The organism is Sorangium sp. So ce381 (genome assembly GCF_051473845.1).
Lineage (GTDB): Bacteria > Myxococcota_A > Polyangia > Polyangiales > Polyangiaceae > Sorangium > Sorangium atrum.
In genome coordinates this window covers 5,440,719-5,466,038 of sequence record NZ_CP150336.1, presented here as the reverse complement: position 1 = coordinate 5,466,038, position 25,320 = coordinate 5,440,719, and the positions used below count along the sequence as shown (strand labels likewise).

General features: G+C 69.7%; 23 protein-coding genes. 4 read left to right on the top strand and 19 right to left on the bottom strand.

Annotated elements, in window-relative coordinates:
* Positions 1-58 precede the first annotated feature (58 nt).
* A complete protein-coding gene (locus WMF29_RS20555) occupies positions 59-1,573 on the bottom strand; it encodes an alkaline phosphatase family protein (RefSeq protein ID WP_437330461.1) in 1,515 nt (504 codons plus the stop codon).
* A 446-nt stretch (positions 1,574-2,019) separates the two neighbouring features.
* Here WMF29_RS20555 and WMF29_RS20550 point away from each other — a divergent pair, with 446 nt between their 5' ends.
* Both WMF29_RS20550 and WMF29_RS20545 read left to right on the top strand, forming a co-directional pair.
* Positions 2,020-2,955 carry a hypothetical protein gene (locus tag WMF29_RS20550; RefSeq protein WP_437330460.1) on the top strand — a complete coding sequence of 312 codons (936 nt, stop codon included), beginning with the start codon at positions 2,020-2,022 and terminating at the stop codon, positions 2,953-2,955.
* Between the two features lie 427 nt (positions 2,956-3,382).
* Positions 3,383-5,083, top strand: a complete 1,701-nt coding sequence (locus WMF29_RS20545) for a sigma 54-interacting transcriptional regulator (protein ID WP_437330459.1) — start codon at positions 3,383-3,385, stop codon at positions 5,081-5,083.
* A gap of 14 nt (positions 5,084-5,097) precedes the next feature.
* On the opposite strand, the gene WMF29_RS20540 is transcribed toward WMF29_RS20545, so the two are convergent.
* Together WMF29_RS20540 and WMF29_RS20535 are read right to left on the bottom strand one after the other, a co-directional pair.
* Entirely contained in the window at positions 5,098-6,612 is a 1,515-nt protein-coding gene (locus WMF29_RS20540; RefSeq protein WP_437330458.1) for a phytoene desaturase family protein, read from the bottom strand.
* A gap of 16 nt (positions 6,613-6,628) precedes the next feature.
* Positions 6,629-7,525 (bottom strand): isoaspartyl peptidase/L-asparaginase, encoded by an 897-nt coding sequence (locus WMF29_RS20535; RefSeq protein WP_437330457.1) that lies wholly within the window; start codon positions 7,523-7,525, stop codon positions 6,629-6,631.
* Between the two features lie 270 nt (positions 7,526-7,795).
* Between WMF29_RS20535 and proS the strand changes: the two genes are divergently transcribed.
* Entirely contained in the window at positions 7,796-9,352 is a 1,557-nt protein-coding gene (gene proS / locus WMF29_RS20530) for a proline--tRNA ligase (RefSeq protein ID WP_437330456.1), read from the top strand.
* A gap of 78 nt (positions 9,353-9,430) precedes the next feature.
* On the opposite strand, the gene WMF29_RS20525 is transcribed toward proS, so the two are convergent.
* The 10 genes from WMF29_RS20525 to WMF29_RS20480 form a co-directional block, all read right to left on the bottom strand.
* Positions 9,431-10,390 carry a hypothetical protein gene (locus WMF29_RS20525; RefSeq protein WP_437330455.1) on the bottom strand — a complete coding sequence of 320 codons (960 nt, stop codon included), beginning with the start codon at positions 10,388-10,390 and terminating at the stop codon, positions 9,431-9,433.
* Positions 10,391-10,461: 71 nt separating this feature from the next.
* Entirely contained in the window at positions 10,462-12,090 is a 1,629-nt protein-coding gene (locus WMF29_RS20520) for a serine/threonine protein kinase (RefSeq protein ID WP_437330454.1), read from the bottom strand.
* 135 nt (positions 12,091-12,225) lie between these two features.
* Positions 12,226-12,873, bottom strand: coding sequence for a hypothetical protein (locus tag WMF29_RS20515; RefSeq protein ID WP_437330453.1), 648 nt, complete (start codon positions 12,871-12,873; stop codon positions 12,226-12,228).
* Positions 12,874-12,973: 100 nt separating this feature from the next.
* Positions 12,974-13,900 carry a PfkB family carbohydrate kinase gene (locus WMF29_RS20510; protein ID WP_437330452.1) on the bottom strand — a complete coding sequence of 309 codons (927 nt, stop codon included), beginning with the start codon at positions 13,898-13,900 and terminating at the stop codon, positions 12,974-12,976.
* A gap of 170 nt (positions 13,901-14,070) precedes the next feature.
* Complete coding sequence (gene mtnP, locus WMF29_RS20505) at positions 14,071-14,958, bottom strand: S-methyl-5'-thioadenosine phosphorylase (protein ID WP_437330451.1); 888 nt, start codon at positions 14,956-14,958, stop codon at positions 14,071-14,073.
* Positions 14,955-15,593 carry a guanylate kinase gene (gene gmk, locus WMF29_RS20500; protein ID WP_012236392.1) on the bottom strand — a complete coding sequence of 213 codons (639 nt, stop codon included), beginning with the start codon at positions 15,591-15,593 and terminating at the stop codon, positions 14,955-14,957. The genes mtnP and gmk overlap by 4 nt, the downstream gene beginning before the upstream one ends.
* Before the next feature lie 9 nt (positions 15,594-15,602).
* The gene (locus WMF29_RS20495) at positions 15,603-16,472 is read right to left on the bottom strand and encodes a YicC/YloC family endoribonuclease (protein ID WP_437331146.1); all 870 of its coding nucleotides are present in this window, start codon (positions 16,470-16,472) and stop codon (positions 15,603-15,605) included.
* A 26-nt stretch (positions 16,473-16,498) separates the two neighbouring features.
* On the bottom strand, positions 16,499-17,545 hold the full coding sequence (locus WMF29_RS20490; RefSeq protein WP_437330450.1) for an SDR family oxidoreductase: 1,047 nt from the start codon (positions 17,543-17,545) through the stop codon (positions 16,499-16,501).
* A 23-nt stretch (positions 17,546-17,568) separates the two neighbouring features.
* Entirely contained in the window at positions 17,569-17,886 is a 318-nt protein-coding gene (locus WMF29_RS20485; protein ID WP_012236389.1) for a hypothetical protein, read from the bottom strand.
* A 205-nt stretch (positions 17,887-18,091) separates the two neighbouring features.
* Positions 18,092-18,604: a DUF507 family protein gene (locus WMF29_RS20480; RefSeq protein WP_437330449.1), complete on the bottom strand. Its 513-nt coding sequence runs from the start codon at positions 18,602-18,604 to the stop codon at positions 18,092-18,094.
* Positions 18,605-18,837: 233 nt separating this feature from the next.
* On the opposite strand from WMF29_RS20480, the gene WMF29_RS20475 reads away from it, so the two are divergent.
* Positions 18,838-19,578, top strand: a complete 741-nt coding sequence (locus WMF29_RS20475; protein WP_272099495.1) for a Crp/Fnr family transcriptional regulator — start codon at positions 18,838-18,840, stop codon at positions 19,576-19,578.
* A gap of 438 nt (positions 19,579-20,016) precedes the next feature.
* Here WMF29_RS20475 and WMF29_RS20470 read toward each other — a convergent pair whose 3' ends face one another.
* The 6 genes from WMF29_RS20470 to WMF29_RS20445 all read right to left on the bottom strand — a co-directional run bounded on the left by WMF29_RS20470 (position 20,017) and on the right by WMF29_RS20445 (position 25,189).
* On the bottom strand, positions 20,017-21,108 hold the full coding sequence (locus WMF29_RS20470) for a TIGR04552 family protein (protein ID WP_437330448.1): 1,092 nt from the start codon (positions 21,106-21,108) through the stop codon (positions 20,017-20,019).
* Positions 21,109-21,201: 93 nt separating this feature from the next.
* Positions 21,202-21,381 (bottom strand): hypothetical protein, encoded by a 180-nt coding sequence (locus WMF29_RS20465; protein ID WP_012236385.1) that lies wholly within the window; start codon positions 21,379-21,381, stop codon positions 21,202-21,204.
* Between the two features lie 507 nt (positions 21,382-21,888).
* The gene (locus WMF29_RS20460) at positions 21,889-22,332 is read right to left on the bottom strand and encodes a hypothetical protein (RefSeq protein ID WP_437330447.1); all 444 of its coding nucleotides are present in this window, start codon (positions 22,330-22,332) and stop codon (positions 21,889-21,891) included.
* Between the two features lie 6 nt (positions 22,333-22,338).
* Positions 22,339-22,782, bottom strand: coding sequence for a c-type cytochrome (locus WMF29_RS20455; RefSeq protein WP_437330446.1), 444 nt, complete (start codon positions 22,780-22,782; stop codon positions 22,339-22,341).
* Positions 22,783-23,025: 243 nt separating this feature from the next.
* Complete coding sequence (locus tag WMF29_RS20450; protein ID WP_272099486.1) at positions 23,026-23,649, bottom strand: OmpA family protein; 624 nt, start codon at positions 23,647-23,649, stop codon at positions 23,026-23,028.
* Between the two features lie 466 nt (positions 23,650-24,115).
* Positions 24,116-25,189: a hypothetical protein gene (locus WMF29_RS20445; RefSeq protein ID WP_437330445.1), complete on the bottom strand. Its 1,074-nt coding sequence runs from the start codon at positions 25,187-25,189 to the stop codon at positions 24,116-24,118.
* Between the last annotated feature and the right edge of the window lie 131 nt (positions 25,190-25,320).

Here is a 25,320-nt window from a genome sequence, read left to right as displayed (position 1 = left end):
CGGCGCTTCTATCAGACCTCCCGCCTCCGGGCGACCTCGGCGCCGGCTGGCCGGCACCTCAGTCCCTGAGCCTCGCCGTGCCGAGCCGCTCCGCGTGCGCCAGCACTCGCCGGGCGATGGCCGGACCCTCGCCCCGGCGGTCGAGGTGCCGCGGGATGAGCCCGCGCTCCGCGGCCTCCCACAGCTCCGGCTGAGAGATCCCGGACTCGGCGCGCGAGCGCAGCCGCGACAGGGAGATGTCCATCGCGGGCAGCAGGATCGGCGCCTGAGGATCGCGGAGGAGCGCCGGATCGACGCAGCACGAGAGATCGTTCGCGCCGGCGGAGCGCGCGTTCAGCGAGGGGAGATCGAAGCGCGCTTCCAGCGTGCGGATCACCGACGCGTGGTCGAGCACGGTGCTCACCGCGCAGCCCCTCCGGACGAACGGGCCCGCGACGATCGACGGCACCCGGAACCCGAGCTGGGTGAACAGGGGGTCGTCGTCCGTCGTCGTCGGCGGCGCGACGTGGTCGAAGAAGCCGCCGTGCTCGTCGTAGGTGATCACGAGGAGGCACTGGCCCCACTGCGGGCTCTTCGCCAGCGCGTTGTAGATGCTGGCGATGAGCACCTGCCCGAGCTGAACGTCGTGGTCCGGGTGATCGTCGTTCGCGGTGGCGCCGAAGAACTGGGGATCGATGACGGAGAACGAGGGGAGGATCCCCGCGGCCGCGTCCTCGAAGAAGCGCTCGATCCCGGACACGCCCTTGAATCTGAAGTACGCACCCGAGCACCACGGGACGTCGTGGAAGTAGTTCCTGCTCGAGATCCCTGCGTCGCTCAGCAGCTCGAACACGCTCGTGAAGCCGGTGACCGGCACGTTCCTCGAGACGCCCCTCGACGTGGCGCCGTGCAGGAAGAACCGGTTCGGCCACGTCGGGCCGAGCACCGAGGAGAACCAGCGCTGGCAGATCGCCGACGCGTCTGCGAGCGCGTAGAGGATCGGCAGCTGCTCCCGCACGTGATAGCCCATGACGTCGCGCTGGTCGGGCCCTGCGTGCGCGATGACGAACCCGTCGTTCCTCCCTTGATTCCACTGCGTGTGGGCTGCGTCCCAGCTGTGCGGCGGGTCGGCGGGCGTGAAGTTGTCGAGCTGGAAGGGCGAGATCAGCGTCCCATCGAGCGCTCGGTTCGATTCTGTGCCTGTCAGACCGTCGATGCGCCGGCCCTCTTTCAGCAGCAGCGAGCCGAGATAGTGGTCGAAGGAGCGGTTCTCCATACAGAGAACGACGATGGTGTTGATGGGCGCCAGCAGCTCCGCCGGGCTCAGACCTCCGGTCTCCGCGCAACGATCCAGAGCGCCGCCGGCCTCGCCATTTTCCGGCTGTCCCGAGCTGACTGTTCCTCCTGAGCCACCCGCGCCGCCCGCTCCGTCGCTCTCGCCCGCGCCGCCCATGCTCGGCGGGGCGTTGTCGAGCACCATCGCGCCCTCTGGGGTGCTGCATCCGAAGGCCGAGGCGCCGAGCGCAGCGCCGAGCCCGGTCAGCACATGGCGGCGGGTCAGAGGATCACGCGTCGAACCATTCCGTTTGTTCATCACACACAGGATTCGCACGAACGCGGGGCCGATGAAGGAGTTTTGGTCTCCTCCAGAGGTGACGAATCGTCCGCTGCGTAATCGATGAAACGGACGTAGCGGACGTAACTGAAGCAGATGTAACCGTTGTAAGGTACGCAACTGGTGTGATTGGCATAACGAGCGGAACGGATGTGACGGATGTGGTCGATGTAAAGGGATCGACCGATGAAGTCGAAGTAGCGGGAACAGTCGGCGTAACCGGCGTAACCGGCGTAACCGGCGTAACCGGCGTAACCGAGAAAACCATTCTTTCCGCGAGGTCGGAGGGGTGGTATGGGTAAAAAACGCGGGGGTCTACGTCTGCAAACAGTCACCTTCCGATGAGCTCGAATCCACTTCCACCTACTCCCGGCCGGCAAGCTACCGTCGCGAACGGCCGGCCGCTGCGGTTGTGCATCGTGGACATGAACAATGGCCACGTGAACCAGGCGATGCGCTGTCTACGCGGGCTCGCTGCGGGGTTCTTCGAACGCGTCCAGGCGCACAATCCCGGCCTATCCTGCGAGGTCGTCGAGGTATCTCCCAGAGACACCAACGCACCCATCCCCACGGACTGCGATCTGTACCTCGCGTCAGGCGGGCCCGGCTCTCCCTTTGATGGGGAGGGCGAGCCCTGGACGCAGGATTTTGCGCGCTTCGTGGACGGCGTGGTCGAGTCGGCGAGCCAGGGGGGCGCGCACCGGCGTGCTCTCTTCGCGATCTGCTACTCGTTCGAGCTCGTCGTCCATCACTACAAGCTGGCCGACGTGGTGCCGCGCGCCGATCGCAAGTTCGGCGTCATGCCGATCTACACGACCCCCGTCGGCCAGCAACACCCGCTCCTGGCGCCGTTCGGCGACCGTCTCTTCGCGTTCGAGCACCGCAACTGGGAGGCGGTGAACCTCGACGAGCGCCGGCTGAGCTCCCTCGGCGGCCAGCTCCTCGCCCGCGAGAGCCGTGACGGCATCTCCAAGGGTCGGGCGATCCTCGGTCTGCAGGTCGCGCCCGGCGTCGAGGCGGTCCAGTTCCACCCGGAAGCGGATCGCGCCGGCGTCATGAGCTGGTTGGCGCGCCCTGAGCAGGCGGCTGCCTTCAAGGCGGCCTATGGAGAAGTAACCTATCTTGCGATGCTGCGCACGCTCGACGATCCTCGCCGGCTCGCGCGCACCTACGCGCTCGTCATTCCGGGCTGGCTCGGGCGCTGCTTCAACGAGATCGCCGGTCCCCGCGGCTATGCGGAGCTCCCATCGCTCGAGGACGTCCCGTGCTCTCGCTTCAACGCGCACTGCCGCGCCGAGGAGGCGTCCGCGCCGCCCACGCGATCGCCCGGCTCTGGCGAACGCGTTGTGCGCGAGATCTGAGCGGAGCGCCGAGGCCGCCTGCAAGTGTGCGTCCGAGGGCTACACTGCAGAAACGAAAGAGAAAGAACTCGGAGGTAGAGGCAGTAGAGGCAAAGGCAACAAAGGCAGCGAGCGAGAGGAGGAAGGGGAGGAAACAAAGCGGTAAAGTCGTAAAAGGGAGAGAAGGGGCGGAGAGCCGTGCGGCTCAGTGGGCTGCATGCCGCGTGGCGCCTGATGCGTGGCTGCGTGGCTGCGTGGCTGCGTGGCTACGTGGATGCCTGCGCGTGCTGCGTGCGGCAACGCCGCAGCGCCGACGAAGTGCTGCTCGCGCCTTGCGCGCTGGGCGACCTCTAGCTTATGGTCATAGGATAACGGGACGAGCGCGAGCAGGGCTCGCGGGCCAACATTTCGAGCCGGAGGCTCCTCGGGCACGCATGAGAGAGAAGGCATGAATCACCCGCGTCCGGCCGCTCCGACGAGTCTATCTTCGCCGGACGTCCGCGAGCCGGGCGCGTCCGAGGAAGGCCACGCTGGCGTCGACTTGCCTGTGGAGACCAAGGTCGCACGGCCATCCATGCCGCACGACGATCTCGGAGCACAGGACGTCCAGTACGAGTCCCAGCTGGGCGTGACGGACCCGATCGCCATGTCGCAGGTCCGTGATGCGTTGACGCAGCTGAGCCGCGAGCGCGGGACGCAGCCGCACGTGCTGCTCATCATCTACCACCGGCAGGGCGCCGAGACGGTGCGGCTGATCGAGGGGGTCGGCGTCGTCATCGGCCGCGATCCGAGCGCCGATGTCGCGATCCCCGAGCGCAGCCTGTCGCGACGCCACGCGCGCTTCACGTTCCAGCGCGGCGACGTGCTCATCCAGGATCTCGGCTCCACGAACGGCACCTTCCTGAGCGGGCAGCGCGTCGAGCACGGCGTCTTGAAGCCCGGCGACGAGGTGGTGCTCGGGGAGATCACGGCGTCGCTGCGCGTGATCGCGAGCGCCGAGCTGCCGGTGCTGAACCTCGACGCGCTGGACGGGCGTCGTGGCGCCCCGGAACGGAGAAAGATGCCGAGCATCGAGAACCTGGTGGGCGGACCCACGCCGGTGGGCGCGCTGCGCACGGTCGGCGACGAGGGGCTCGTGATGCGCAGCCCCGCGATGCGCCCGGTGCTCGAGACCGCCATGCGCCTCGCGCGCTCGTCCGCGCCTGTGCTGCTCCAGGGTGAGACGGGGACCGGCAAGGACGTGCTCGCGCGGCTGATCCACGAGGCTGGCCCCCGCCACAAGATGCAGATGATCCGCGTCGGATGCAGCGGCGTGCCTGCCCAGCTCCTCGAGAGCACGCTCTTCGGCCACGAGGCCGACGCCTTCCCCGGCGCGATCCACGCGCAAGAGGGCGTCTTCGAGGCGTGCGCTGGCGGCACCGTGGTGCTCGATGAGGTCGGCGACCTCCCTCCGTCCTGCCAGGCCGCGCTGCTGCACGTCCTCGACACCGGTCGCATGGTCCGCGTCGGCTCGACCAAGGAGATCGAGGTGGACGTGCGGGTCGTCGCGACGACCTACCGCGATCTCGAGGCGATGTGCGAGGCGGGCACGTTCCGTTCGGATCTGCTCTACCGGCTCAACGCGGTGCCGCTGCGCATCCCGCCGCTCTGCGAGCGGCGCGAGGACATCGGACCGCTGGCGCAGCGCTTCCTCCGGCAGGCGAGCGAGGTGCACCGCAGGAACGTGCGCTCGCTCGATCCGGAGACGCTCGCGCTCCTGGAGCAGTATCCCTGGCCGGGCAACGTGCGCGAGCTGCGCAGCGCCATCGAGCGCGCCGTCGTCATCGCGCGGGGGCATGTCATCACCCCGCTCGACCTGCCGGAGAGCATCCACTCCCTCTCGGCGCCCAAACGCACCACGCCGCCGCCGGATCGGCCTCCCATCGAGCTCGCAGGGCCGCCCAGCTCCGCGCCGGCGATCGGGCTCAAGGCACAGATGGACCGTCTGGAGACGGAGATCATCCTCGATGCCCTCCGCGGCACCAACGGCAACCTGGCGATGGCCGCCCGGCGGCTCAGGATGCCGCTGCGCACGCTCCAGGAGAAGATCGCGAGCCACGGACTGAAGCGCTCCGACTACCGGGACGGCCCGTCGTCGCGGTCGAAATAGCGAAGCGCGCCGCGCTAGCCCTCGTCCTCCAGCACCGCCAGGGCCGCATTGCGCCCGCACGCGCCGTGGACCCCGGCGCCGGGATGCGCATAGGACGAGCCTAGGTACAGGCCGCGGAGCGGCGTCCGGTAGCGGAAATAGGGGAACACCGGCCGGAAGATGAGCTGGTGCCGGATGTCGGCCGAGCCTCCGCCGAGATCGCCGCCGATGAGGTTTGCATCCATCGCCTCGAGATCGTCCGGCGCCCAGATCGTCCGGGCGATGATCCTCTGCCGGAAGCCGGGGGCGAGCTCCTCGATCCGCGCCTCGATGCGATCGGCGAAGCGCTCGCGCGAGCCCGCCCAGCCGCCCTCGATGGAGGAGGGGACGCGGGAGTAGGCCCACAGGGTGTGGCGGCCGGCCGGCGCGCGCGTCGGATCGACCAGCGACTGCTGCCCGATCACGAGATAGGGGTGCTCGGGGAGCGACCCGGCGCGCACCTGCCGCGTGAAGGCCGAGAGATCGTCGAGGCTGTCGCCCGCGTGCACGACCGCAGCGCGCGCGGCGTCCTCGTGGGACCACGGCGTCGGGCCGTCGAGCGCCCAGTCCATCTTGAAGGTGCCGAACCCCTGGCGGAACCGGCGCATGGCGCGCTGCACCCGCTCGGGAACCAGCTCTGACGCGAGCAGGCGGAGGTAGAGCGTCGGCGCGGCCAGATCGGCGACGATCGCGCGGCGGGCGCGGATCTCCTGGCCGTCGTCGAGCCGGACCGCGGCCGCCCGGCCCTGCCTGGCGATGATCTGGTCGACCCGGGCGCCGCAGCGGAGGGCGCCCCCGCGCTCCTCGACGCGCCGGAGCAACGCGCTCGTGATCGAGCCGGCGCCGCCCTCGGGCACCGCGAAGCCGCCGCTCGAGGCGAGCACGGTCAACATGAAGCCGACGATCGCTCCGCAGGGATCGTCCGGGCCCACGTCGGTGTGGAGGGCGAGCCCGGGGACGACGCGTCGGGCCGCCTCGGTCCGGAAGGTGCGCGTCGCGAAGCCACGTCCGCTCGAGAGGGCCACCTGCGCGAGGCGGAGCAGGTTGAGGGGCCCGAGCCGGAGCAGCTGCCCGAGGGCGGGCGGCGTGGACAGGAGCGCGTTCAGCATCCGCTCGCGGGTGGCCGCGTGCCAGCCGGCGATCCGGCGCCAGGCGGGGCCGTCTTCGCCGAGCGACCGCGCCGTCGCCTCGACGTCCCGCGCGATCGAGGCGCACGTCCCGTCGGGCGCCGGATGAGCGCTGTCGATCGGCGCGTGCCGCCACACGAGGCCGGCCCCCGGCAAATCGAGCGGCACCAGCGCCGGGCTCGTCTGCCCGAAGGGGAAGAACGCCGCGCCGAGATCGTGTCGGAACCCCGGGAGGGTCACCTCGCGCGTGCGGACCGCGCCGCCCGGCTCTCGCTCGGCTTCCAGGACGAGCACCGAGAAGCCCGCGCGGGCGAGGTACGCCGCCGCTGTGAGGCCGTTCGGTCCCGCGCCCACCACGATCGCATCAGGGTCTCCACTCTGCATCGTCGTCTGCGGCTCCTCAGCCCACGAGCTGCGCGCTCGGCATGGTGCGGTTCGAGGCGATCGCCTGGCCGCTCCGCCCCACGACGAGCACGCCGACCGCGAGCACGTCGGGGAACATCGCGACGCCGCGCTGCGCGGCGCGCGCGGGCGCGACGCCGTCGGCGAGCCAGTCGTACACGGTCCGCGCGAGGAAGCGGCGCGCGATCTCCTCGCCGACGCCCGTCGCCGCCACGGCGCCGTGAGGGCCGGCGTAGATCCCCGCGCCGAGGAGCGGCACGTCCCCGATGCGGCCGCGGAGCGAGTAGGTCGACCCGCCCGTCGACGCCGCGGCGGCGAACCGGCCGTGCGTGTCGCGAACGACGGCCCCGACGGTGTCGCACTCGATCGGCTCGGCGTCGAAGTTCCAGAACCGCGTCGCCGTGAGCGCATGGAAGCGCGCCGCATCGTTCGTGGTTTCGTCGTCTCCGCCCTCGCCTCGCAGCGCCGCGAGGGCGCGCTCGTGCTTCCGGCGCGCCTCCTCGGTGACCGGATCATGGTCCGCGAACCCCAGCCGGCGAGCGAACGCCGTCGCCCCGGCGCCGGCGAGGAGCAGGTGCGGCGTCTCCACCACCTTCGCGGCGACAAGGACGGGGTTCTTCACGCGCTCGATGCACGCCACTGCGCCGAACCGTCCATCGCTGGCCATCACGGCCGCATCCATCTCGACCGTCCGCCCGTCGAGGCGGAGGTTCGAGCCCGTCCCGGCGTTGAAGCGTGGGTCGTCCTCGAGGCGCGCGGTCGCCCCGATCGCCGCCGCGAGCGCCTCTCCGCCCGCGTCCAGCGCGCGGCGCGCCTCGTCGGCGGCCCTGGCGCAGCTCTCCGAGCCGCTCTGCGGCGCGGTCACCCCGCCGTGCGTGAGGATGACGTAGTTCACGTCGTTCTCCTGCGCGTACCACGACGGCGCGCCGCCGCGAAGGCAGCCTGGCGCGCGGCGGCCGGCGGGGCGAGCGGCATCGCTCCAGCCAGCGGGAGGGCCGCGAGGCTCCGGCGCTGGGACCGCTGCGCTCGACACCCTGCCGCGCTCCTGATACGTCGCGCGCTCAGCCCGGAGCGGGGGCCGGCGCCAGCCGACCGTCCGCAGCGGGACGAAGGCGGCCCGGTCGAAGGCCGCCGGCCGAGCCGCCCATCGAGGAGAGCAGAGACCGTGGCCAAGAACGAAGCGCCGAAGACCGCTATTACGCCCACCCGCAACGAGGACTACCCGGAGTGGTACCAGCAGGTCGTGCGCGCGGCCGACCTCGCGGAGAGCTCCCCGGTCCGCGGCTGCATGGTCATCAAGCCGTGGGGCTACGCGATCTGGGAGAACATCCAGCGCGAGCTCGACAGCATGTTCAAGGCGACCGGGCACAAGAACGCCTACTTCCCGCTGTTCATCCCGAAGTCGTTCCTCGAAAAGGAAGCGGAGCACGTCGAGGGGTTCGCGAAGGAGTGCGCCGTGGTCACCCACCACCGGCTCGTCCCCGGCCCTGGCGGCGGGCTCATTCCCGACCCTCAGGCCCGGCTGGAGGAGCCGCTCATCGTGCGCCCCACGTCCGAGACGATCATCGGCGCGGCGTTCGCGAGCTGGGTGCAGAGCTACCGGGATCTCCCCTTGCTGATCAACCAGTGGGCGAACGTCGTGCGCTGGGAGCTCCGGACGCGCCTGTTCCTGCGGACGGCGGAGTTCCTGTGGCAGGAGGGGCACACGGCGCACGCGAGCGCGGCCGAGGCGCGCGAGGAGACGCTCCGCATGCTTGGGGTCTACGCGACGTTTGCGCGCGACTTCATGGCGATGCCCGTCCTCGAGGGGCCGAAGACGGCGAGCGAGCGCTTCCCCGGGGCGGTCGACACCTATGCGATCGAGGCGATGATGCAGGACCGGAAGGCCTTGCAGGCCGGGACGAGCCACTTCCTGGGGCAGAACTTCGCGAAGGCGAGCGGCATCAAGTTCCAGACCAAGGAGGAGACCGAGGAGTACGCCTGGACGACGTCCTGGGGCGTGTCGACGCGCCTCGTCGGCGGGCTGATCATGACCCACAGCGACGACGACGGCCTGGTGCTCCCGCCGCGCCTCGCGCCCGCGCACGTCGTGATCCTCCCCGTTTACCGGGGCGACGACACGCGAGCCAAGATCGACGAGTACATCGACGGGCTCGCGAAGGAGCTCCGGGCGCAGCGCTTCGGCGAGCGCCGCGTCGAGGTCGAGATCGATCGGCGCGACATCCGCGGCGGCGAGAAGCAGTGGGAGTGGGTGAAGAAGGGCGTCCCTCTGCGCATCGAGATCGGGCCGCGCGACGTCGACGCCGGCGTGGCCATGGTGATGCGCAGGGACCGCTCGCCGAAGGACAAGTCGAGCATCGCGCGCGGGGAGCTCGTGGGGCGCATCACGGAGATCCTTGGCGACATCCAGGCGACGCTCTACGCGCGCGCGCTCGCCGTGCGCGACAGCAACACGCACGTCATCAACAGCCGCGCAGATTTCGACGCGTTCTTCGCGTCGACCGGGGGGAAGGAGGCGCAAGGCGGGTTCGCGCTGGCGCACTGGTCCGGCGATCCCGAGATCGAGACGGAAGTGAAGGATGCGCACAAGGTGACCATCCGCTGCATCCCGACCGGGGGGTTCGAAGGGGCGCCGTGGGCCGACGCGCTGACGGGTGAAGGGCAGTGCATCTTCACCGGCAAGCCCAGCCCGCGGCGCGTGGTGTTCGCGAAGTCGTACTGAGCCGCCGCGGTTCGCCGGGCGTGCGCCGACCCGTCGGCGCGGAAAAGGCGCCGCGCGCTTCCTTGCAGCAGCGGCGCCTCAACGGCGAAGGGCGGGGAGCACGTGCTCCGTCAGGATCGCGGGGAGCAGCCGCAGCTGCGCGCAGTGCTCCCCGGGGCCCGTTCCGGCGTAGCCGCGCACGTAGAGGCTGCCGCCGTCGTACATCCGGGTGAGCCGCAGCGCGTCTCCTGCCCCCTCGGCGCGATCGCCCGGCGCAGCGGAGGGCCCGTCGTCCCCGCTCGAGGTCACCGCGATGGGGGTGGCTCCAAGCTCACGAAGTAGGAACGTGGCCGCCTCTTTCGTGGACGCGTAGCCGCTGGTCGGGATGTCGGTGTGCGTCAGGTAGAAGACCGGCGCGCCGCGCGCGGCGGCGTTGGCCAGCGCCACGTAGGGGGCGAGCTGCCCCGGCGCGAGCGACGTCTGCCCCGGCATGTAGGAGCCATAGAGGGAGTCGAGCAGGATCAGCGCATCCACGTGGCTGCTCCCGCGCTCGATGATCCTGCCGATCGCGCCGGATCCAGCGCTCCAGGAGGACAGCACCAGGCGGCGGACGCGTGCGCCCGCGCTCCCGGAGGCGCTCTCGACCTCGCGATCGATCGCCTGGAGCAGCGCGTCCCAGCCGCCGCCCTCGAGGGCGCGCGCGTAGTCGCTCGAGCGGGTCCCCAGGTCGACCCCGGCGATGACGAGATCCATGCCCCTCGGAGCAAGCACCTTCCGGACAGGCTCGGCGCCGTGGAAGTGGATCAGAAGATCGTAGCCGCCGTCCGAGCGAATCGCGTTTGCCGGCGGGACGAGGAGCCTGCCCAGCGGGAGCGGGCGCCATCGCTCGTAGACGCCGAAGCCATGGTCGGCAAAGCCGCACCCTGCTTGCGCTTCATCCTCGTCGAGCGCTGCGCGCTCGGTCTCACCGCCCCTGGGCAGGGGCGACGGTTCCGCGGGCGCGCTCGCCAGCGCCGGGGTCGGCGACGCGCTGGACGCTCGGCTCCGCCGCAACGACACGGCGCCGCCGACAACGCCCAGGCTTGCTACCAGGAGGAGCGCGTCGCGGAGCTGCCGTGCCCTGCGGCCGCTCAGAACCCGGGATTGGTCACGGTAGGTACCCACTTCGTCGAGGGGCGCTTGCCCGGGTTGGTTCTACGCGCGCTGGTGCTCGATCCAGCAGTGGTCGCGCTAGGGGTTGCGGTGGCCGTCGCGCCCTTGGCCGTCGGGTCCGGAGCGCTCGCTCCACGCCCCGGGTCGCTCGCCTCGGGGGCGGATTGAGCTCCCACGCCCACGTGGTCGGCCAGGAGCGTGGGTGCGCCGTCCGGCCCTGGCGGTGCGCCCGTCGCGGCTGCGGTCGCCGCAGGGTCAGCGCCGCGGGCGTGCGCCGGGAGCTGCTCGGACGCGCTCTGCTCCGGCGCGGGTCGCCCGAACCACATCACCCCGGCGCCCAGCAACGTGATGAGCGCGAGCGCGGCGGCTGCCACCCGCGTCCCCGAGCGGCGGCGCGCCGCCGGGACCTCGATCGGGCCCAGCTGCGTTTCATGGCCAGGCGAGCTCGGGATCAGCGACTCGGATGGCAGCGCCGGCCGCGAGGGCGCGGGGGTGCTCCGGCGAGGCGCGGGGAGCTGGGCGCTCGGTTGACCAGGAGGGAGCTGCGTGAAGAAGAGCTCGCTGATGCTGTCGCGAAGGAGCATCACCTCGGGCGGGCTGGAGGCGCGCTCGTCGAGCACGCGGACCGTGTCCCGCAGCGCTGCGCGCCGGCGCTGGTTGCGCTCTCCCAGGAGCCCGCGCACGAACGCCCCGACGTCGTGGTCGGTCACCGTCGGCTCCTTGGCCAGCACGGCCTCCAGCGCGCGCTCCAGCTCGAGCATCGTCTGGTATCGGCGCTCCGGCTCCTTCTGCAGGCACGTCATCAGGACCTGGTCCAGCTCGGGCGGGAAATCCGGGTTCTTCAGGCGAGGTGAGAGCGCCGGTCGCGAGGTGATGTACTTCAGCGTGAGGAGATCGTTCTCTGCGGCGAAGGGGTGCTCTCCGGTCGTCAACTTGTAGAGCACGATCCCCATCGCGAAGACGTCGGTGCGCCGATCGACCCGATCGCCTCGCGCCTGCTCCGGGGACATGTACGGCACCTTGCCCTTGATCTGTCCCGCGGTCGTATCGTTGTGCCCGCGGTTGGTCGCCTTGGCGACCCCGAAGTCCACGAGCTTCACGTGGCCGTCGTACGTCACGAGGATGTTCTGGGGCGACACATCGCGGTGCACGAGCCCGAGCAGCAGATCATCGTTCTGCGGGTCCCGGAGCTCGTGCGCGGCGTGCAAACCGAGGCAAGCGCGGCCGAGGATGCGGAGCGCGATGCGCAGCGGGATGGCCACGCCGCTCTTGCTCGCCGCCTTCGCGATGACCGACAGCGCCTCGCCGTCGACCCATTCCATCACGATGTAGAGGACGTCGTCCTGCTCGCCGAGGTCGAGGATCTCGGCGACGTTCGGGTGATGGATCCCCGAGGCGAGCCTCGCCTCCTCGAGGAACATCTTCTCGAACTGGGGATCATCCGAGAGCGACGGAAGCATCGTCTTGATGGCGACCGTCTTCTGGAAGCCACGACGACCCTTGTGGCGCGCGGCCCACACCGTGGCCATCCCCCCCTGCGCGATGGGCAGGAGGAGCTCGTAGTGCCCGAGCTCCTTTCCCGGCAACAGCTGGGGTTGGGGGATCATGACGTCGTGCGGCGCGCTCCTGACCGATACGCGGGACCTCGGAAGCTCGATCAAGTCTAGCCATCCGGACCCTGCGGTCACGATATGTGGTGCTGATTACAAATTAGGCGGCGAACTCCTCGCCGCGGCAGGGGATCACGCGCCGGGCGGGACCGCCTGTCCCCAGAGCTGCTGGTAGATCTCGCTGAGCTTCTGGTGGGTCTCGGCCGAGAAGCCGTTCGTCGCGTAAGGCCAGCGGAAGCCGTCTCCCATGGCCTGGTTGCACGAGAAGGAGATGAGCAGATCGACCGGCGTGGGGTTGTTCGGCCGCACCAGCGAGATGCCCAGGCCGGGATAGAAGCAGTTGCCGCGGTCCGCGGTGAAGCTGTCCTCGTCGCCGAAGACGTCGAGGATCTGGTCCTTGAGCTCCTCGTCGGCGTCGCTGGTCGTGAGCTGACGCTGCTGGAGGATGACGAAGTTCTTGAAGCGCGGCTGCGCCGGCAGGACCGGCGTGCTGGCGGTCTGCCCCGGGATGAGGTTCGGCGGGATCAGCCCGGGCAGCGCCTGCTGCAGCCCCTGCAGGGCTGCCTGCCCCATCTGCTGGAGCTCGGGCGGGATGCCCGGGATGAGGGTGGGGGCCCCGGTCGTCGCCGCGGGCGTCGGAGCCAGCTCCTGCCCCTGGAGGCGGAGGACCGTGATCTGCGCCTTGTCCATCTCGTCGAACGGCGCAGTACGGGCCGCGCAGCCGAAGACGAGGGGGGCCAGCAAGGCGATGCCTGCGAAAGTACGGGTGGTGAGGTTCATGTTCACTTTGACGGTCGTCTAGCACGGCTATGCGCCGGAAGGTGAACAGCGACCGCACACGGCGGGCCCTCGCGCCAGCGCCGCTCCAGGGCAGACTGCTTCACATCGTGCTCGCGCCGAACTCGTACAGCGCCCGGATCTCGGTCAGTCGCGCCGCGATCTCGGCTCGCGTCACCGTCGCGATCCGCCGCGTGCCAACCGCTTCGACGCAGAACGAAGCCGTCGCCGTCGCATGGAGCATACCGCGCCGGAGCGCGAGCGGCGTGATCTCCGGCTGGCACGCCAGGTAACCGATGAGCCCGCCGGCGAAGGCGTCGCCGGCGCCCGTGGGGTCGATGACGTCCTCGAGCGGGAAGCCGGGCGCGGCGAACACGCCCTCTTCGTCGAAGAGCAGCGCGCCGTGCTCTCCGCGCTTGATGATCAGCCGGCGCGGACCACGGGACAGGATCTCCTTCGCCGCGCGGCGGATGTTGTACTTGCCCGACAGCTGGCGCGCCTCCTCGTCGTTGACCACGAGCGTGTCGATGCGGCGCAGCATCGCCGCGACCGCCTTCGGCTCCCCCTCGATCCAGAAATTCATCGTGTCCGCGAGGACGAAGCGCGGCGTGCGGACCTGCTCGAGGACGTCGAGCTGGAGCGCGGGATGGATGTTGCCGAGCAGGAGGAAGGGCGTGTCGCGGTAGGTCTCCGGCAGCTTCGGCGCGAACGACGCGAACACGTTGAGCTGCGTGTCCAGCGTCGTGCGATGGATGAGATCCACGTCGTAGCGCCCGGCCCAGCGGAACGTCTTCCCAGGAGCGCGCTCGACGCCCTCGATCGAGATCCCTCGGGATCGCATCGCCGCGAGGGTCTCTTCGGGGAAATCATCGCCCACCACGGCCACGGTGCGCACCGGAGCGAAGCACGAGGCAGCGAACGCCGAGTAGGTGGCCGAGCCACCGACGACGTCTCTCTCGTTGCCGGAGGGGAGCTCGAGGTCGTCGAAGGCCATCGAGCCGATGATGAGGATCGCGGATGAGGTCGTCACAGGACGCCTCTTAGCCAGGTTTGTTCGTAGCCGCTAGCCGCGCGTTTCGTTTCTGCGACGGCGCCGCTGCGCCGCGGCCGCACCCGACGCCAGCAGAGCCGGCCGCGCCCCTCCCGCCCGCTGCGCCCCCTCCAGGAGCGGGCGCAGAGCCGAGTGGGCCCGAGGGCGGCTCAGCCGGCCTTGCGCCGAGGGCCGATGAGCCACTCGAGCCGCGCCTCTGCGTCGGGCGATGACGCGCCGGCCGAGGTCATGATGCACTTCTCCAGCGCGTGGCGGGCCGGGCTCTGCGACACGTCGGGGAGATTGCGGGCGAGGGACTTCGCGACGTCCCGCGCAACCACGATATTGCGGTTGAGCACGGTGATGACCGCCTCGACGCTCACCGCCTCCTCGCCGACGTGCCAGCAATCGAAGTCGGTGGTGAGCGCGAGCGTGGCGTAGGGGAGCTCCGCCTCGCGGGCGAGCTTCGCCTCGGGCAGATTGGTCATCCCGATGACGTGCGCGCCGAACGTCCGGAACATGCGGCTTTCGGCCCGCGTCGAGAACTGCGGGCCCTCGATGCAGACATAGGTGCCGCCGCGGTGGACGCGCGCGCCGGTGGCGAGCGCCGCGTCATGGACCGCGCTCGCCAGGATCGGGCACACCGGATCGGCGAACGGCACGTGGGCGACGAGGCCTTCGTCGAAGAACGTCGAGATCCGGCGCTTCGTGAAATCGATGAACTGGTCGACGACGACGAGGTCGCCAGGCGCGATGTCCTCGCGCAGGGAGCCGACCGCGCTCACGCTGAGCACGTGGGTGGCGCCGAGCATCTTCAGCGCGCAGATGTTCGCTCGGTAGTTGATCGTCGACGGCGAGAAGCGGTGCCCGCGGCCGTGGCGCGGCAGGAAGAGCACGGTCGCGTCGCCCTCCTTGACCCGCCCGCGGAGCACCACGTCGCTCGGCAGCCCGAAGGGCGTGGAGACAGAGACCTCCTCGACGTCCTCCAGCCACCCCATCTCGTAGACGCCGCTGCCGCCGATGATGGCGAGCACGTCGCCCGCGCCGCTGGCGCTCATCGCTCGAACCTCCGCTCGGAGAGCAGCCGCTCGCAGAGGGCCGCGCGCCGCTGGCGGCGGCACCGCTCGGCGAAGACGAGCGACCGCAGCTGCTCGTAGGCGCGGTTGATCTCGTCGTTCACGATGACGTAATCGAAGAAGCCGTAATGCTCGATCTCGCCCTTCGCGTTGCGGAGGCGGCGGAGCGTCGTGGGCTCGTCCTCGGTCCCGCGCCCGCGCAGGCGCCGCTCGAGCTCGGCGAGCGACGGGGGAAGGATGAACACGGCGACCGCCTCGGGCAGGCTCGCCTTGATCTGGCGCGCGCCCTGGTGGTCGATGTCGAACAGCACGCCGCGCGCGGTGGCGCGGGCGATCTCGATCTCCTTCAGGCTCGTGCCGTAGAGGTGATCGTGCACCCTGGCCCACTCGGCGAACGCGCCGATGCGGATCATCTGCTCGAACGTGTTCGGGTCGACGAAGTGGTACTCCCGGCCGTCGACCTCGTTCGGGCGCGGGCGCCGGGTCGTGTGGGAGACCGAGAAGCGCAGATCGGGGAACTCGCTGCGCAGCCTCCCGCAGAGCGTCGTCTTCCCCGCGCCGGACGGGGACGACACGATGAGGAGGAGGAAGTCGTCACTGAGTGCTTCGGTCGACATGCTCTCCTGTCACTCGATGTTCTGGACCTGCTCCCGCAGGCGTTCGAGCTCCACCTTCATCGCCACGACGTGATGGGAGATGGCGGCGTCCTGCGCCTTGGAGCCCAGCGTGTTCGCCTCGCGTACCATCTCCTGAAGCAGGAAGTCGAGCCTCCTTCCACAAGGGTCGCCGCCCGGCGCCGCGAGCGCGCCGCCGAACTGGTCGAGGTGGCTCCGGAGGCGGGTGATCTCCTCGGTGATGTCGCTGCGCTCGGCGAGCAGCATCACCTCCGCCTCGATCCGCGTCGCCTCGAAGCCCGCCTCGACCCCCTGGAGCAGGCGCTCGACCCGCTCGCGCAGGCGGCGCCTGAGCGCCTCGCGCGCCTCGTCCGCGCGCGCCACGACCTCGGACGCGAGCGCGCGCAGCGTGGCCACCCGCCCGCGCATGTCGCCGGCGAGCGCCTCGCCTTCGCGCAGGCACATGCCCTCCATCGCGTCGATCGCGCGCTCGATGGCCAGCTTGAGCGCCGCGCGGACGGCCGCGATCTCGTGGCCGCCGGCGGGGGCGAAGAGGTCCGGCACGGCGCAGAGCAGCGAGAGCGGCACGTCGGCGCCCGGCGCCAGCTCGTCGCGGAGCTCCGCCAGGGCGTGGAACGCCGCGCGCGCCTTCGATTTGTCGAGCGTGCTCGGGGCCAGCACCGCGCCCTCGGTGCGCACGATGATCTCGATGCGCCCCCGCCGCAGGCGCTCGCGCGCCACCTGCTCGGCGAACATCGTCAGATCGACGAGCTCGCGCGGGAGCCGCGCGCGCACGTCGAGGAAGCGCTGGTTCACCGAGCGGATCTCGGCGACGACACGCCCATCGGTGAGCGAAGCGTCACCGAGCCCGAAGCCGGTCATGCTCCGCACGAGCCGCCCCGCTCTACCTAGCTCGCCTTCTGTCCGATGTCCGAGGCCCCTTGGGCCTTGGGCAGCGGAACCTTGCCACAGGTGACCGTGGCCGACGCGGCCGCGGGGCCCTTCTCACGGAGCGTCCGCAGGTACGTGACCGTGGGGGCGATGCCGTCCTCCCAGCGCACGCGGGGCTCGTACCCGATGAGCTCGGCCGCGCGCGAGATGTCGGCGAGCGAGTGGCGGATGTCCCCGGCGCGGGCGGGGAGGTGCTCGACCGCGACGTCCCGCCCGAGGGCCCGCGAGATCTCCTTGCAGAGCTCATTCAGCCCGATCCTGCGTCCGCCGGCGATGTTGATGACCTCCCCCTTGAACTTCTTCGACGACGTCGCGCCGAGGAGGTTCGCGAGGACGGTGTTCTCGATGAAGCAGAAGTCGCGCGTCTGCTCGCCGTCGCCGAAGATCGGGATCGGCCGGTTCTGCAGGGCGGCGTCGACGAACCGCGGGATCGCCGCGGCGTAGGCGCCGTCCGGCGTCTGGTTCGGCCCGAAGACGTTGAAGTAACGCAGGCTCAGGGTCTCGATGCCGTAGATGCCCGCGAAGACCTTCATGTAGTGCTCGCAGGCGAGCTTCGTGACCGCGTACGGCGACAGCGGCATCGGCTCCATGCCCTCGTGCTTCGGGAGGACGGGCGTCTCGCCGTACGCGCTGGACGACGCGGCGAACAGCACGCGGCGCACGCCCTGCCGGCGCGCCACGTCGAGCACCGTGACCGTGCCGCCGACGTTCACGGCGTTCGACTCGATGGGCGACTCGACGCTGCGCGGGACCGAGCCGAGCGCGGCCTGGTGGAGAATGACCTCGACCCCCTTGGCCGCCGCCGCGACCGCCGCCGCGTCTCGGATGTCCCCCGTGATGCGCTCGATCAGCGACTGGTGGGGGAGCCCGTCGAGGTTCTCCCATCGGCCGGTCGCGAGGTTGTCGAGGACGCGGACCCGCTCGCCGGCGGCGGTCAGCGCCGCGACGAGGTTGCTTCCGATGAACCCGGCACCGCCGGTGACCAAGTAGCGAGGCGTGGACATGTGCGTGCTCCCCCAGCGGGCGCCTACTTCTTCTTGAAAAGGTTGTCGAGCTTGGAGCGAGAATCCGCGATGCGCTTCGAGTTGTCTTCCGGTACGCCGTTCTTGAACGTGAAGAAAGTACAATAATTCGCTCTCTCCCGATCCGGGATGTACTCGGCGATGTGCTCCTTGCACTGGTTGTGCGCGGCCGGGTCCCAGTTCTCGCAGTTCCTGCAGCAGTGGAGGTCGACACCGCAGTGGGGACAGGTGTCCGCACGCTGGAGCTTCACCTCGAAGATGAGCTCGTTCTTGCATTTATGACAGAAGTGGCGCTTCGCCTCGACCTTCGGAATCCAGCTCATGATGTCCTCCGGTACCACGACGAAGCCCGATCTGGCAGAAGGAACGCTCCGCGGAGGGTACGGTCGTAGATAGTGCGTGCCTATCCCACAGCGGCGTCCCGCGAAGCGAGCGCTGCGGGGTCGCGTGGGGTCTTGCTGGACCAGCGAACGTCACAGACGGTTCGCTCGCTCGGTGTAGAGCTGGCCTGCCTGGCGGCGGCGGCGTTTACAGCAGGCCCTTGCGTCGCTGGATCTCGCCCATGACCCGCTGGTATTCGACTTCCCAGGTGCGGGACCCTTCCTGCACGTGGCGGAGCTTGCCGCGCACCTCGGTGTCCAGCGCCTCGTCCATCTCGAGGTACTTCCGGAGGATGGGCCTTATCCGGCGGCGCAGGTCGTGGTCCTCGACGAACACCTCCTCGACGTTGTTCGAGTGCATCAGCATCTCGAGCAGCTGATCGAGGAGATAATCCATTGTTTCCTCGCCGGTCTTGATCCCCTTCTGCTCCGCGGCCAGGCGCTTGACCCGGTTGAACTCGCCCTGAGGCAGTCCGCGTGCCTGGAGGATCTCTTTCGCCCGCTCGGTCGCTTCCCGCTCTGCGTGCAGGTAGCTCGTGAAGACCGACTCGACGTCGAGCGCGACCTCTTTCTTCGATTCGCACTCGATATCGCGGTTGTCCACGAGCGCGCGGACGAGTTCTTCTGTGAGGGGAGTAATTTTGCCGCTAAAGAGGCGCATCCAACGTCCGTAGCTGGAGGAGCGGTCGAACTGGCTCCCCCGTGCAGGGGTTCATTCACGGGGCGTGCCCGGCTCGAACCGAAAGGTACGGGCCGCGTATCCAGGATGTCAACGCAAGTGGGAGGTTCCGGCACAAGTCGGGCCCCCCCCGGCCGGTGGGGGCCCCCCGGAACAGTAGGACCGCGACACCGCAAACCGCAGGAGCAGCCGCGATGATGATGGGTAAGGATGCGATGGCACGGAGCGTCAGGGTCCAGCCTGGCGCGCTCGGGAACGACGGTGGACTCGACCTGGACTCCCGCAAGCGGCGGGTTGTCCGGCGCGGCGCGATCGGCAACGCGGCCTCCCCGGCCACGCAGTCGGCGCTGGCGGACGGAGGGACGATTCAACGCGTCGCGAAAGGGCGTCACCTCGTGACGCAGGGCGACGCCGCGACCGCGCTCGCCATGCTCAGCCTCGGCCGAGTCCGGCTGGTGCGTGGGATGAGCGACGGGCGCAGCCTATCGCTCGGCTACAGAGGGGCCGGCGACGTGCTGGGCGAGGCTGCGCTCGGGGGCGTCACGGCCCACCGGGAGAGCGCGATCGCCACGGAGGACGTCGAGGCGCTCCTCGTCCCGCTCGCGACGGTGCGCAACCTGATGGCGAGCGACGCCAACTTCGCCGCCGCCATCGTGACCACGCTGGTCGAGCGGCACACGGACACCGAGGAGCGCCTGGCGTCCATGCTCTTCCGCAACGTCGAGGCCCGCCTCTGTGAGTTCCTGCTCAAGGCCGCGACGCGCTGGGGCATCCCCGATCCGCGCGGGGTGCTCATCTCCGCGCCGTTCACCCATCAGGAGATGGCGAGCATGATCGGCTCCACGCGCGAGACCGTCACGCTCACCCTGGGCGATCTCCGTCGCAAGGGGGTGATCGAGATCGATCGCCGCCGTATCGTCGTCCTCGATCGCGACGCGCTGAAGGGCCGCATCTGAGCCCGCTCGTCCGTCGGTGTCGTTGAGGGGTCCCAAGGCCTCCTCGATCGAGCGCCGTCGGGCACCGTCCAGGCTGTTCGCTCGGCGGCCTCTGCTCCGACAGCCCTACTGCTCCCGGCGTCGCAGCGGCGTTCGCCGCGCTGCTCACGCGTTCCTCTCTCCAGGCACCCACCCCTGGATATTCCGCGGATCTCTCCGGTCTGCCCGCTCGATTCGTCGCGGTGTTGCCCCAACACATCCGCCGCGGACATCCTGTCCGTGCGCTGCGCGGTCGGGTGTGCTGCGCGGCGTGGGCTCGCCGCGCGGTCCAGGCTCGCTGCCCGGTCCAGTGCGCTGTGTGGCCTGGTCTCGCCGCGCGGTACAGGCTCGCTGCCCGGTCCAGTGCGCTGCGCGCTGGCGGCCTCGTCGCCGTGGCGTCTCGACGGTATCCCGCGGCGCCTAGCGCTCTCGCTTGGGTCCGCCGCTCGCCGGGTCACGGGTGGAGCGGACCCCGAGCTTGAGCCTGCGCATGACGGCCTGCTTCTGCCGTTCCTTGTACCTGGCGTGGCTCGCCTCGCCGACCTCGTTCGCCGCTTCGGTCTCTCGGTCGATCAGCTGGAACTCGCACAGCACGAAGATGATCGGCCCGAGCGCCCAGGCCGCGGGCGGCGCCATGTCGAGGATCTCGGCGGGGAGTCGGACCGGCAGATCGACGACGAAGTGGATCACGCGGTAGCTCCGATCGCTGAAGCTGTTGTCGCCAGCCGTGAGTCCGTCGTCGACGTCGGTCTGCAACGCGTCGAGCATCGGCTGAAGGAAGGGCCGCGTCTCGCAGTAGCTCCGGAACCGCAGGATCGTGTTCGTGCTCTCGCCAGGCACGACGTAATTGAACGGAAACAGCCGCTCGGACAGGTACAGGAGCACCGGCAGCAGGTCGTCCACGGTGCGGCAGACGATGCGGAAGCGGAGCTTGTCGTAGATGGCCGCCGCCGTCGTGTCGGTCTTCGACAGGAGCTTCGTGTAGAGCGAGTCCTTGTTCTTCCGGCCGCCGATGAACTCGGTGATCGGGAAGCCCGCCGCGAGCATGCCGCCGATCACCCGGTACACCTTCTCCTCGACGAGGTGGAAGACGTCCTGGTCCGACATGGGGATCGAGAAGAGGAGCTCGCGCCCGGCCAGGTGATGGATGATGTGCATCGCCTTGAGGATCGTGCAGGCGCAGAGCTGGCGGTGGCCCTTGCCCGAGGCGAGCAGCAGGATCTCCTCGACCGAGGCGCGAGCGACAGGGCTCGGGATCGGGAACTCGAAATGGCGGCGCAGGTACGCGATCGCTTCGTTCTTGACGCTCTCGAGGTGGGCGCGATCCCCCGGCTCGTCCGGGCGGAACTCCTGCGCCAGCAAGAGATCCCGCGCCGCCTGCTCGCCCTGCAGGTTGAGCCGCCTCCAGTCGATGACCGAGTCGCCGCGCAGGATGAGGTGCACGGACTCCAGGTCCATGAGCGTGAACTCTTCGAGCCGCTTGAGTCGGCCGACGGAGGCGTCTTGCGTCATGACCTCACGCTCCCCGAGCGTAAGCGCCAGCGCTGTCGTGCGCTCGGGAAACCCTCGCGTCGAGGTGCAGCAGGCGGTAGCTGGGCGAGAAAGTCAGGAGACAGGGGCGTTCGGCGGGGCGGGGCTCGAGCTCGGGGTGCGGCCGAGCGAGAGGGTCCCGAGGAAGATGCCGATCGTCAATGCGACAACGGCGGCGTGGCCGAGATAGGCGCCACTGCAACCAATGGCGGCGAACGGGGCGAGCGCAGCCAGATACCACGGGGTGATCCTCATCGGTTCTCCTTCTCCGCCTCCAGCGGCACTGTAAAGGCCGCATGGTCGCTCCCTCCGGGGGGGCACCACGATGCACCACGGTCGTCCCAGTTAGAGCGTGTAAGTGGTTGTAGGATAAGGTGCCACGCCCTGCTTCCGCGGGCCAAGAAGTAGCGGTTTCGGGGGGAACGCATCAAGGGAATTCGTTCTCACATTCCATTCCCACCCGAAACGCTGCCACTGGAAGCAGTAAAACATCAGCAATAACAATGTCTTGTATTCAAAGACGAAGGTTTTTCATCAAGGACTGCGTGCGGCTTGCTGGACGCGAGGTGGTACCTCAGAGACACGCCTCCAACTCACGGCGCTGCCTTGCTTGTCGGTTTCCGGGCGTCAACGGTCTCGTGCGCCGGGCGACCGCAATGAGCGGCAGCAGGTCTCCGGCCCATCTGGATGCTGTTGGGCTCGCTCCAGGAGCGCCGACCGAAGCGCGCTCCGCGAGGCCTGCGGGAGCGCGCGGGGCGCCGTTCAGTGGACGAACAGCGTGATCCGGGACTCGTCTGCGAGCGTGACGGCCCGGCTCGTCACGTCGTGCTCGCCCTTCCTGCTGACCGTGATCGCCACCTGGTAGACGCCGTCCGGGAGCGACACCTTCGTGAAGACAGCCCGTGGGGCCGTCCCCTCGGCGAACCGCCATGAGCTGTCGATGACCGGCGCGGCGTCGTCCGCGCGGTCGCCCGAAGAAGAATCCGTCCACGTCACGTCGAGCCGCTCGACCGTCGCTGCGTCATCGAGCCGCAGCTCGACCTCCCGCTCCTCGGGCATCCGCTTGAAGAAGATGCTCCCCGCATAAAGCGCACCCAGGAGGAGGAGCGCTGGCGCGAGACGTCGGAGCCACGGCGGTCGGGTCTCCGGCTCCGGCGGCCTCTCCTCCGGCGCCTCATCGAGATCGTGCTGCGAGGTCGAGCTCATCGGGCTTCAGCGCGCGCGGTTGGTGCGGACGCGCTTCACGAGGCCCTCGATCACCGGCTGCGGCAGGTCGAACGCGGGCATCTTGTTCTTGCCCTTCCTGATCGTGTCGGCCATCTGGGCGTCGGTCACCCGATCCTGCCACGCCGCATCGGTGAGGTCCGGGGCGCGGACCATCGGACCTTGCGGGCCGTCGCCGCGCCCGGCCCTGCCGTGACAGGTGGAGCAGTTCCGCTGCCAGGCGAGCTCGATCAGCCCCGGATCGGTCTCATCCGACGCGATCGGTCGAGCGGCTACCTTGCCGCCCTGCCCCTCGCCGGGGTTCGGCGGATCGTGGTCGTCCCGCGTCCACTGGCGGACGTCGCCCGCCCCGGAGTTGCAGCCGAAGAGGCCGACCCAGAGGACGGCTATGGAAAGGAGGCGACCCAGGGACTTGTCGTGACGTCTCCGCATGTCGTGGAGACGTACCGATAGTGAAGCTGGTGGGGGAGGCAAGAAAAGAAGGATCGCGGGGCGGCGCTGGCCTCCGGCGAGCGCGGAGAACGCAGCGGCGCCGGCGGCCGGCACGCCCCGAAGGGCGCTGCGCGCCGGCCACCGGGTGCAGCCGTCTGCCATCAGCCCAAGGCGAACGCCCCGACGGCCCGTGCCCGCGGTGATCGCGGTGCGCGGCCCGAAGCGCGCCCGGGCGCAGCGGCATCACTTGCAGGCGTCGCCGGCGACCTTGCCGCCGCCGTCGACGGGCTGCTTGTCGACCGCCTTGCCCTTGATCGCCGCGATGAAGAACCCGGTGCGGCGGTTCTGGGCCTTGCCCTCGGGCGTTCCGTTGTCGGCGACCGGCTTGGTCTCGCCGAACCCGACGGCGATGAAGCGCTTGCAGTCGTGCCCCTTCGCGACGAGCCAGCGAGCGACCGCCATCGCGCGCTTCTCGGACAGCGTCTGGTTCGCGGCGTCCTCACCGTCCGAGTCGGTATGGCCCTCGATGCGGAGCAGGCTGACGTCCTCCCGCTGCTTCAGGAAGTCGTCGACGAGGTTGAGGACCTCGTCGCTCTCGGGAAGCAGCTTGTCGCTGTTCGTCTCGAAGACCACCGGGCCGGGGAGAGCGACCTCGTTGCCCTTGAGCTTGAACGTCAGCTTGAAGCGCGGGCGGGGCTTCTTCTCCTCCTTCGGCTCGGGCTTCGGCTCCGGCGGAGGCGGGGGCGGGGGTGCGGCCGCCGGCTCCTTGCCGGAGCCGAACGAGGCGCTGGCCGTGCAACCCGCCGTCGCGGCGGCAGCGCCAATCATCATCACGGCGCACAGAACGGAAGCGACGTATCTACGCATGGACCTTGTTCTCCTCTGAGGGGCACGAGCCAGAGCTCGCGTCGGCGACCCGCCGGGCTGACGCCCTTGGACGGCAGCTCGCCATGAATCTTCACCGCCATCGGGTACTTGCGTGGTGGACGCTCGAAGCGATGCCGCCTTCTAGCGAAAAGTCAGGACGAACGAAACCAGGAAGAGGGCGCCTCGCGGCCCGCCCACCAGCGGGCGGACCGAGAGAGCGCGCTGGCAAGACCTCCCTCGCCTGAGCGCGTACCCTGGACGGGCGGGGTCGCTCCTTGAGACGCTCGCAGGGGGCGCGACGGCTCAAGCGCGAGCACGATCTTCGCGGACGGTCGGAGCCGACCGAGCAGGTTGTACGTCGCAGGCTGTGTGGATTCCGGCGGGCGCGGGCACCCGGGAGGTGCCCGCAAAGCCCAGGAGGCGTGCTCGACGCAGCGGCCGCCGGTGGAGGGGAGTCGCGCGGCGCTCAGCCTCCGTCTGCGGGCGCCGGCTGGCACGGCACGCCGGTCGTCACGGCAGGCGGCGCGATCTCGCCCAGCTGGACCGCTCTCGCGGTGAACCCGATGCCGATGGAGATGGCGTCGCACTCCTTGCTCGGGTCCTGGCCGCCATCCTTCATGATGTCCGACGCGCGGCGGACCTGGTCGAGGATCGTCTCCAGCGCCGCGCCTTCGCAGAAATTCGGCTGTACGGCGCCGATGACGCCGCGGAGCTCCTCGACGAGGACAGCCGTCTCGAGCACACCCGCGATGGTGCCTTTGACCACCGATTTGTGATCGGGCGCGAGATCCATCGCGATCCTCACATTGCGGATCGTGAGACCGATGATGGTGTCCGAGACCGTCAGGTTCAGCCGGAACGTGACCTGTGAATCCGGGCCCGACACCCATGTATCGTCGACGACGTAGCTGGCCGGGAACACGACCTTGGAGCTCTCGACGTCCTGAGCGTCGTCAAGGAGCTCAGGCACGACAGGCCACCGGTCGGTGCCATCCCAGGTGGGCGCCGCGCCCAGCGTGGCGCCGCCGTAGAGCTTCGCGGTGAGGGGGTTGTAGGAAGGCCGCTCGCCGAGCCCGTCGACCTTGAAGATCACCGTGAAATCGCCCTTACCAATGGCGTCGCTGACCCTGGTCGACGGGTCGGTCAGGAGGTTGGAGATGAGGCCGACGAGCTTGCTGCCAAAGGAGTTGTCGATCCCGTCGGCGCCGTCCGGATAGACCTCCGAAGGGCCGGTGTCGTCCACCGGCTTGCACAGGTCCTGTGATACGGTGCTGGACACCTTGCCGTCGAGGTTGAATCCGTACTGCTTCCAGCTGCCGGCCGCCTTCCTCCCGTCGCGATCCGTATCGCCGAGGAAGAGCCGGTCGATCGCGAACGCGACGCCCTCGCCATCCCCTGCCTGCTCCGGGCCCGGCGCGGGCGGCTGACCGAGGTCGACGTCTTGAACGACAGGCGCCGCGGCCTCGGAGCCACAACCGGCAACGGAAACGAGCGCGGTCGCCAAATACACCGCGACGGCGATACGGGATTGACGCATCATCGACCTCACTTTCTGGAAACCCCACCCCAGATCAGGCAAGTGCTCTCAGACGGGCGCACATGCTAGCGCCGGCCTGCGCGGCTCATCAAGCGCGATCCCCGCTGCGCAATGCGCTATATGTGAGCTCGCCG

What these genes read in the sequence shown, in the direction of transcription:
- WMF29_RS20555 (WP_437330461.1), bottom strand. Translation starts at nt 1,573, where the DNA reads ATGAACAAACGGAATGGTTCGACGCGTGATCCTCTGACCCGCCGCCAT.
- WMF29_RS20550 (WP_437330460.1), top strand. Translation starts at nt 2,020, where the DNA reads ATGAACAATGGCCACGTGAACCAGGCGATGCGCTGTCTACGCGGGCTC.
- WMF29_RS20545 (WP_437330459.1), top strand. Translation starts at nt 3,383, where the DNA reads ATGAATCACCCGCGTCCGGCCGCTCCGACGAGTCTATCTTCGCCGGAC.
- WMF29_RS20540 (WP_437330458.1), bottom strand. Translation starts at nt 6,612, where the DNA reads ATGCAGAGTGGAGACCCTGATGCGATCGTGGTGGGCGCGGGACCGAAC.
- WMF29_RS20520 (WP_437330454.1), bottom strand. Translation starts at nt 12,090, where the DNA reads ATGATCCCCCAACCCCAGCTGTTGCCGGGAAAGGAGCTCGGGCACTAC.
- WMF29_RS20515 (WP_437330453.1), bottom strand. Translation starts at nt 12,873, where the DNA reads ATGAACCTCACCACCCGTACTTTCGCAGGCATCGCCTTGCTGGCCCCC.
- mtnP (WP_437330451.1), bottom strand. Translation starts at nt 14,958, where the DNA reads ATGAGCGCCAGCGGCGCGGGCGACGTGCTCGCCATCATCGGCGGCAGC.
- gmk (WP_012236392.1), bottom strand. Translation starts at nt 15,593, where the DNA reads ATGTCGACCGAAGCACTCAGTGACGACTTCCTCCTCCTCATCGTGTCG.
- WMF29_RS20495 (WP_437331146.1), bottom strand. Translation starts at nt 16,472, where the DNA reads ATGACCGGCTTCGGGCTCGGTGACGCTTCGCTCACCGATGGGCGTGTC.
- WMF29_RS20490 (WP_437330450.1), bottom strand. Translation starts at nt 17,545, where the DNA reads ATGTCCACGCCTCGCTACTTGGTCACCGGCGGTGCCGGGTTCATCGGA.
- WMF29_RS20485 (WP_012236389.1), bottom strand. Translation starts at nt 17,886, where the DNA reads ATGAGCTGGATTCCGAAGGTCGAGGCGAAGCGCCACTTCTGTCATAAA.
- WMF29_RS20480 (WP_437330449.1), bottom strand. Translation starts at nt 18,604, where the DNA reads ATGCGCCTCTTTAGCGGCAAAATTACTCCCCTCACAGAAGAACTCGTC.
- WMF29_RS20475 (WP_272099495.1), top strand. Translation starts at nt 18,838, where the DNA reads ATGGCACGGAGCGTCAGGGTCCAGCCTGGCGCGCTCGGGAACGACGGT.
- WMF29_RS20470 (WP_437330448.1), bottom strand. Translation starts at nt 21,108, where the DNA reads ATGACGCAAGACGCCTCCGTCGGCCGACTCAAGCGGCTCGAAGAGTTC.
- WMF29_RS20465 (WP_012236385.1), bottom strand. Translation starts at nt 21,381, where the DNA reads ATGAGGATCACCCCGTGGTATCTGGCTGCGCTCGCCCCGTTCGCCGCC.
- WMF29_RS20460 (WP_437330447.1), bottom strand. Translation starts at nt 22,332, where the DNA reads ATGAGCTCGACCTCGCAGCACGATCTCGATGAGGCGCCGGAGGAGAGG.
- WMF29_RS20455 (WP_437330446.1), bottom strand. Translation starts at nt 22,782, where the DNA reads ATGCGGAGACGTCACGACAAGTCCCTGGGTCGCCTCCTTTCCATAGCC.
- WMF29_RS20450 (WP_272099486.1), bottom strand. Translation starts at nt 23,649, where the DNA reads ATGCGTAGATACGTCGCTTCCGTTCTGTGCGCCGTGATGATGATTGGC.
- WMF29_RS20445 (WP_437330445.1), bottom strand. Translation starts at nt 25,189, where the DNA reads ATGATGCGTCAATCCCGTATCGCCGTCGCGGTGTATTTGGCGACCGCG.